This window comes from Polaromonas sp. (assembly GCF_039930745.1).
Taxonomy (GTDB): domain Bacteria; phylum Pseudomonadota; class Gammaproteobacteria; order Burkholderiales; family Burkholderiaceae_C; genus Polaromonas.
Window position 1 is genome coordinate 21,696 of record NZ_JBDTTH010000061.1, and the last position, 6,551, is coordinate 28,246.

The following is a 6,551-nucleotide window of genomic DNA, read 5'->3' on the forward strand; positions in this document are numbered from 1 at the left end:
CGCTTCTGTCGCCTGTCCAAACCTGCCCAAGCAGGTTCGGAGCCGCAGGCTCCAGCCCCGAGGGGGCCGCTGCGCCTGCGGGCCGGCAAAGCCGGACCCGCGGCCCCTGCTTGAAAAGAGAAGAGCCCCCGCGGTTGACTTGTCCGTTCGGTCCTGAGCTCTGTCGAAGAGGTTGAGGGTGGGGCGGCCCGGCGAAAAGCTCAGCTTTTCTGGCGCCGCAGGCGGGCCAGGCGGTCGGCGATGACGTCGAGGTCGAGGGCGTCCTCGGCATGGGCGAGGTAGGTTTCCAGATCCGGCACGGCGCGTCCTGCTTCACCTTGCTCGGCAAACGCCAGTCCGCGGTCGCGGTACTCGTCCCATGCCTCGGGGTGAAGCACGATGAGCCTATCCTGCACAGCAATCAACCGCAGCCAGTCCTGCTGGGTTTTGTGGATTTCCTTGAGGTTGCGCAGCATGCGGCTGATGATGTCGCGGGCCGGCACCGACTGCAGATACAAGCCGATAGGCACCTCGAATTCGTCAACCAGCCCGCTGCGCTGGCGAAATGGCTCCAGCCGCTCGGCCAGCTCTTCCCGGCTCAGCGACTGGCCGGTGAAAGGGTCGATCACCACCTGGCCCTTGGGCAGGTTGACCTTGACCATGAAGTGGCCCGGAAATGCAATGCCGCGTGCATTGAGCCCCACGCCGCCCGCCAACTCCAGCCAGAGCACGGCCAGCGTGATCGGAATGCCGCGCCGGGTTTTCAGCACCGCGTTCAGGTAGCTGTTGTCAGGGTCGTAGTAATCATTGATGTTGCCGCCGAAGTTCAGGTCGCGAAAGAAGAACTGGTTCAGCGCCCGCAGGCGCTGCAGGGCCGAAGCGTCCGCCGGCAGTCGGCGTTTCAGGCGCGCCAGCAACTGGTCCAAATCGCCCAGCACCTGCTCGACGTCAAGGTCGGGGTACTCGTCTTGCGCCACGCTGACCGCCGCCTCCAGCAGCGGAAAGTGGTCGTCGCTCTGCACCAGGCTGGCAAAGTACTGCAGGGGCGACGGGACGTCGAGATTGAGGGGCATGGCGCTACTTTCTCACAAACCGGCGTGCGGCGCGAGTACCCCGGAGGAAATGCGTCAGCGGCGCATCAACTTTCGCACTTTCAGGCCGGCCGCCCACAACGCTCCGAAATAAATAGCGCCTGACGCAAGCAGCACAAGGGCCAGCAGCCAAATTCGCTTGAAAGACTCGGCCCGCAAGCCGGTCCAGCTGACAGCCTGGGCGGTCCACAACAGAAACACTGCCAGCAGCGCGCTTGCCGCCAGCACCTGCAGCGCAAACATGCCCCAGCCAGGTGCCGGCTGGTAGCTGCCGCGCCTGCGCAGGCCAATCAGCAGCCACAGCGCGTTGATGAGCGCACCGATGCCGATGGCCAGCGCCAGCCCGGCGTGCTGAAACAGCGGCACCAGCGCCAGGTTAAGCAACTGCGTGATCACCAGCACCACCAGGGCGATGCGCACCGGGGTCTTGATGTCCTGGCTGGCATAAAAACCGGGCGCCAGCACCTTGATGGCCACCAGCCCCAGCAGGCCGGCGCCGTAACCCATGAGTGCCGTGGTGGTCTGGTACACATCCCGGTCGGTGAACGCGCCATAGTGGTACAGCGTGGCGACCAGGGGCTGGGCAAAGGTCAGCAGAGCCACCGCGCTGGGCACGGCCAGCAGCACCACGATGCGCAGACCCCAGTCCAGCATGGCCGAATAGGCATCGGCGTCGCCGGCGGCACGGGCGGCGGCCAGCTGCGGCATCAGCACCACCCCGATGGCCACGCCCAGCATGGCGGTGGGAAACTCCATCAGCCGGTCGGCATAGGTCAGCCAGCTCACGCTTCCGGGCGTCAGGTGCGAGGCAATCTGGGTGTTGATGATGGTGGAAATATGCGCCACGCTGACCCCCAGCAGGGCCGGCAGCATCAGCTTGCCGATGTTGCGAGTCCCGGGATCCGCCCAGGCGGTGCGGATGGCGTTCCAGCCCAGACCCATGCGCGGCAGCATCCCGATGTTGAGCAGCGCCGGCACCTGCACCGCGAGTTGCAGTACACCGCCAATCATCACGCCGGCGCCCATGGCATAAATCGGCTCAATCCCCCGAGCCTGAAACCACGGCGCGCCCAGCCAGGCGGCACCAATCATGGAAAGATTCAGCAGTACCGGCGTGATCGCCGGCACGGCAAAGCGCTTCCAGGTATTCAAAATACCGGCTGACAGCGCCACCAGGGACATGAAGCCGATGTAGGGGAACATCCAGCGGGTCATGAAAACGGCCGCTTCAAAGCCGCGTGGCTCCTGCTTGAGGCCGCTGGCCATTACCCAGACCAGCACCGGCGCGGCCGCCACCCCGATCACGCAGGTCAGCAGCAGCGCCCAGGCCAGCAGTGTGCCAACGCGGTTGACCAGCACCTGCGTGGCCGCCTCGCCGTTTTGCGCCTTGCTGGCGGCCAGTACGGGCACAAAGGCCTGGCTGAATGCGCCCTCGGCAAAGAGGCGCCGGAAGAGATTCGGAATGCGAAATGCCACGTTGAACGCGTCCGTCATGGCGCTGGCGCCGAAGGTGGAAGCCATCAGCAGCTCCCGCATCAGGCCGGTGATCCTGGAAACCAGCGTGAACAGGGAAACGGTGGACGCGGATTTGAAAAGTGACACCGGGGGAGTTTAAGGCCCTCAGACAAGGCCCTACGCTTGTCGGTTCGCGTACTGCGCTGCCCCCCCGAGGGGGCCGCTGCGCCTGCGGGCTGGCAAAGCCAGACCCGCGGCCCCTGCTGGACTGGACAGCCTCCGTGGACCTTGTGGGGCTGGTATTTTCAGCAGGGGCCGCGGAACCGGCTCCGCCGAGCCGCAGGCGCAGCGGCCCCCTCGGGGGGCAGGAAGTTACACGCAGTGAACGACCGTGGGGGCTAAATGTATGGCTGCTATAATCGTGGGCTTTGCTAGCATCATCCCCAGACCCTTCCTCATTTAAAGGAACACTTATATGGCTACCGCCAAACCCAAGAAAAAGAACCCCCGCCTGGCATCAGGCCGCAAACGCGTCCGCCAGGACACCAAACTCAATGCCGCCAACACTTCGCTGCGCTCCAAGTACCGCACCGCTGTGAAAAACGTCGAAAAAGCTGTCGCCGCCGGCGACAAGACCAAAGCCACCGAGCTCTTCGCCAAGGCGCAAAGCATTGTGGACACGATTGCCGACAAGGGCATCTTCCACAAGAACAAGGCAGCGCGCGACAAGAGCCGCCTGTCCTCCAGGGTCAAGGCACTCGCCTTGGCCACTCCCGCCGCGTAAAACCCACCGCCTGAGCAATCAGGCAACCCGCCCGGACTGGCAACAGTCCGCCGTTCTGCAGGGTGCGCTGCCAGCAAAGCAAAAAAGCCGTCTTTCGACGGCTTTTTTGTTTCCCGCTTCAGCTGGGCCCGGTCACCCCTTGGGTGGATCCGGAATTAAACAGGCTTCTGCAATCTGCAGGTCATTGTCTTTGGCAAAGTTGATCGCAAAGTCCCAGGCCATGGGCTCGGCGTCACGCAGTTCACTGTTGACCACCACACATTTGACGCCATTGATCACCGTGGGTACACACCATGGGGAATAGGTCAGATGGCTCCCGGGCTGCGGTCCGCCGGGGCGGAACTGGCTCATCACGCCACACAGCCGGTCGGCCCAGTCGCTGGGGCGGAAGGTTTTGCCGTCGCGGGTGAGGCCTTGAATGAAGACTTCTTTGGCGGAGTTGGAGACCATCGGATGGAGGGTTTTTGCGTGCCCGGGGCAAGGATGAAGCCCCATTGCTGCAGCGCACAAGTATTCTATCTTATATAAGACTCAAGCCCGACCGGGCCGCCATCGGCGCGGCGCATGGCTGTGATGCAGCATCCTCACGAAAGACCGAAAGGTCTGCGCCTAAAATCAGTTCAGCCCTGCCTGGTTGGCCCGGCCACCTGTTTTGTTAGCCCTGTTCCCGGAGTTTCCCCATGACCGCTGCCCTTCCCAAACACATCGAAGCCACCTCTCCCCATGTGATGAACACCTACGGCCGCCTGCCGATAGCCCTGTCACATGGCCAGGGTTGCCGCGTCTGGGACGTCAACGGCAAGGAATACCTTGACGGCCTGGGCGGCATCGCAGTCAACACCTTAGGCCACAACCACCCCAGGCTGGTGCCGGCCCTGCAGGACCAGATCGCCAAGATCATCCACAGCTCCAACTACTACCATGTGCCCAACCAGGAAGTGCTGGCCGCCAAGCTGGTCGAGCTGTCGGGCCTGGAAAACGTGTTTTTCTGCTCCACCGGGCTGGAAGCCAACGAGGCCGCGCTGAAGCTGGCGCGCAAGTTCGGCCACGACAAGGGCATTGAGCGCCCTGAAATCGTGGTCTATGAAAAAGCCTTCCATGGCCGCAGCATTGCCACGCTGAGCGCCACCGGCAACCCCAAGGTGCAGGCCGGCTTCGGCCCGCTGGTCGAAGGGTTCATCCGGGTGCCGCTGAACGACGTGCCGGCGCTGGAAGCGGCCACGGCCAACAACCCGAACGTCGTGGCCGTGTTTTTTGAAGCCATTCAGGGTGAAGGCGGCATCAATCCGATGGACGCCGACTACCTGCGCCAGGTGCGCGCCCTCTGCGACGAACGTGACTGGCTGCTCATGATTGATGAAGTGCAGTGCGGCATGGGCCGCACCGGCAAATGGTTTGCCCACCAGTGGGCCGGCATCAAGCCGGATGTGATGCCACTGGCCAAGGGCCTTGGCTCGGGCGTGCCGATTGGTGCGGTCGTGGCCGGCCCGAAAGCCGCCCACATCTTTGCCCCCGGCAACCACGGCACCACTTTTGGCGGCAATCCGCTGGCCATGCGCGCCGGGGTGGAGACCATCCGGATCATGGAAGAAGACGGCCTGCTGGCCAACGCAGCCAAGGTGGGCGCGCACCTGAAGTCTGCCCTCAGCCGTGAACTGGCTGCCGAGCTGAAATCAGGCGCCGTCAAGGAAATCCGCGGCCTGGGCCTGATGCTGGGCATCGACCTGGCCAAGCCCTGCGGCGAGCTGCTCAAGCGCGCTGCCGACAAGGGCCTGCTGCTCAGCGTCACAGCCGACAGCGTGATCCGCCTGGTGCCGCCGCTGATCATCACGCAGGCCGAGGCCGATGAGATCGTGGCGATTTTGTGCCCGCTGATCAAGCAACTGCTGGCGGAAAAGCCATGAGCACCCCGGCAAGCGCGGCGATCCGCCACTATTTGCAGTTCAGCGACTTCAATGCCGCCGAATACGCCTACATCTTTGAGCGCGCGGCTCTCATCAAGAAAAAATTCAAGGCCTACGACAAACACCAGCCGCTGGTGGACCGCACACTGGCCATGATTTTCGAAAAAGCCTCGACGCGCACCCGCGTGAGTTTTGAAGCCGGCATGTACCAGATGGGCGGCAGCGTGGTTCACCTGACCACCGGCGACAGCCAGCTGGGTCGCGCCGAGCCGATAGAGGACAGCGCCAAGGTCATCAGCCGCATGGTCGACCTGGTGATGATCCGCACCTTCGAGCAGACCAAGATCGAGCGCTTTGCCGCGCACTCACGCGTGCCGGTCATCAACGGCCTGACCAACGAATTCCACCCCTGCCAGATCCTGGCCGACATCTTCACCTACATCGAGCACCGCGGCAGCATCAAAGGCAAAACGGTGGCCTGGGTGGGCGACGGCAACAACATGGCCAATACCTGGCTGCAGGCCAGCGAAATCCTGGGCTTCAAGGTACACCTGAGCACACCCACCGGTTATGAAGTCGACCAGTCGGTGGCCGGCATCCGTTCAGCCGATAGCTACAAGGTGTTCAAGGACCCGATGCAGGCCTGCGCCGGCGCCGACCTGGTAACCACCGACGTCTGGACCAGCATGGGCTACGAAGCCGAGAACGAAGAACGCAAAATGGCGTTTGCAGACTGGTGCGTGGATGCCGACATGATGAAGGCTGCCAGGCCCGACGCCCTCTTCATGCACTGCCTGCCTGCGCATCGCGGGGAAGAAGTGGAGGCCGACGTGATTGACGGGCCGCAGTCGGTGGTCTGGGACGAGGCGGAGAACCGGCTGCATGTGCAGAAGGCCTTGATGGAGTTTTTGTTGCTGGGCAAGCTTGCGTAGTTGCCGGATGCTGCATCACGCTGCGTCTGCAATTTGCTACGGACAGTAGGCGTAACTCCCCACTCCCAACCTCAGGGATGCGCTGCCTGACTCCCGCGATGCGCGGCGGGGCTTTTGCGGGATGAGCCGCGAGGCGCAAAACCCAAGACAAGGCTGTACGCCTTGCCTGGTTTTGCAACGAAGCGGATCGCCCGCAAAACCACGCCCCTTCGGGTTCGGACCAAAACGGGCGCGTTCCTCACCAAACCCCTTGCGTGTGCCTTCGGGCACACGATGCGGCGTGTTGGCAAGCAAATCATCCCGTTGTGGATCCGAACGCGCATGGCGCGAGTCCGGCAGCGCATCCCCGACCCTTCCCTCGCCCCGCTGGGCGATGGAAGGGAGCCTCATTTGGCTGCGTGTGCTG

At 63.4% G+C, this 6,551-nt stretch carries 6 protein-coding genes; 3 read left to right on the top strand and 3 right to left on the bottom strand.

Annotated elements, in window-relative coordinates; all coding sequences use genetic code 11:
* Positions 1–200 precede the first annotated feature (200 nt).
* Both ABI660_RS16575 and murJ read right to left on the bottom strand, forming a co-directional pair.
* The gene (locus tag ABI660_RS16575; protein ID WP_348070089.1) at positions 201–1,052 is read right to left on the bottom strand and encodes a tetratricopeptide repeat protein; all 852 of its coding nucleotides are present in this window, start codon (positions 1,050–1,052) and stop codon (positions 201–203) included.
* 54 nt (positions 1,053–1,106) lie between these two features.
* On the bottom strand, positions 1,107–2,672 hold the full coding sequence (murJ, locus tag ABI660_RS16580) for a murein biosynthesis integral membrane protein MurJ (RefSeq protein WP_348070091.1): 1,566 nt from the start codon (positions 2,670–2,672) through the stop codon (positions 1,107–1,109).
* 328 nt (positions 2,673–3,000) lie between these two features.
* On the opposite strand from murJ, the gene rpsT reads away from it, so the two are divergent.
* Entirely contained in the window at positions 3,001–3,309 is a 309-nt protein-coding gene (gene rpsT, locus ABI660_RS16585; RefSeq protein ID WP_348070094.1) for a 30S ribosomal protein S20, read from the top strand.
* Between the two features lie 132 nt (positions 3,310–3,441).
* Here the strand turns inward: rpsT and ABI660_RS16590 are convergent, their stop codons facing one another.
* Positions 3,442–3,759, bottom strand: coding sequence for a DUF3579 domain-containing protein (locus ABI660_RS16590; protein ID WP_348070096.1), 318 nt, complete (start codon positions 3,757–3,759; stop codon positions 3,442–3,444).
* A 230-nt stretch (positions 3,760–3,989) separates the two neighbouring features.
* Here ABI660_RS16590 and ABI660_RS16595 point away from each other — a divergent pair, with 230 nt between their 5' ends.
* Both ABI660_RS16595 and argF read left to right on the top strand, forming a co-directional pair.
* Entirely contained in the window at positions 3,990–5,213 is a 1,224-nt protein-coding gene (locus ABI660_RS16595) for an aspartate aminotransferase family protein (protein ID WP_348070099.1), read from the top strand.
* Positions 5,210–6,145: an ornithine carbamoyltransferase gene (gene argF / locus ABI660_RS16600; protein WP_348070101.1), complete on the top strand. Its 936-nt coding sequence runs from the start codon at positions 5,210–5,212 to the stop codon at positions 6,143–6,145. Before ABI660_RS16595 ends, argF begins: the two co-directional genes overlap by 4 nt.
* Positions 6,146–6,551 lie beyond the last annotated feature (406 nt).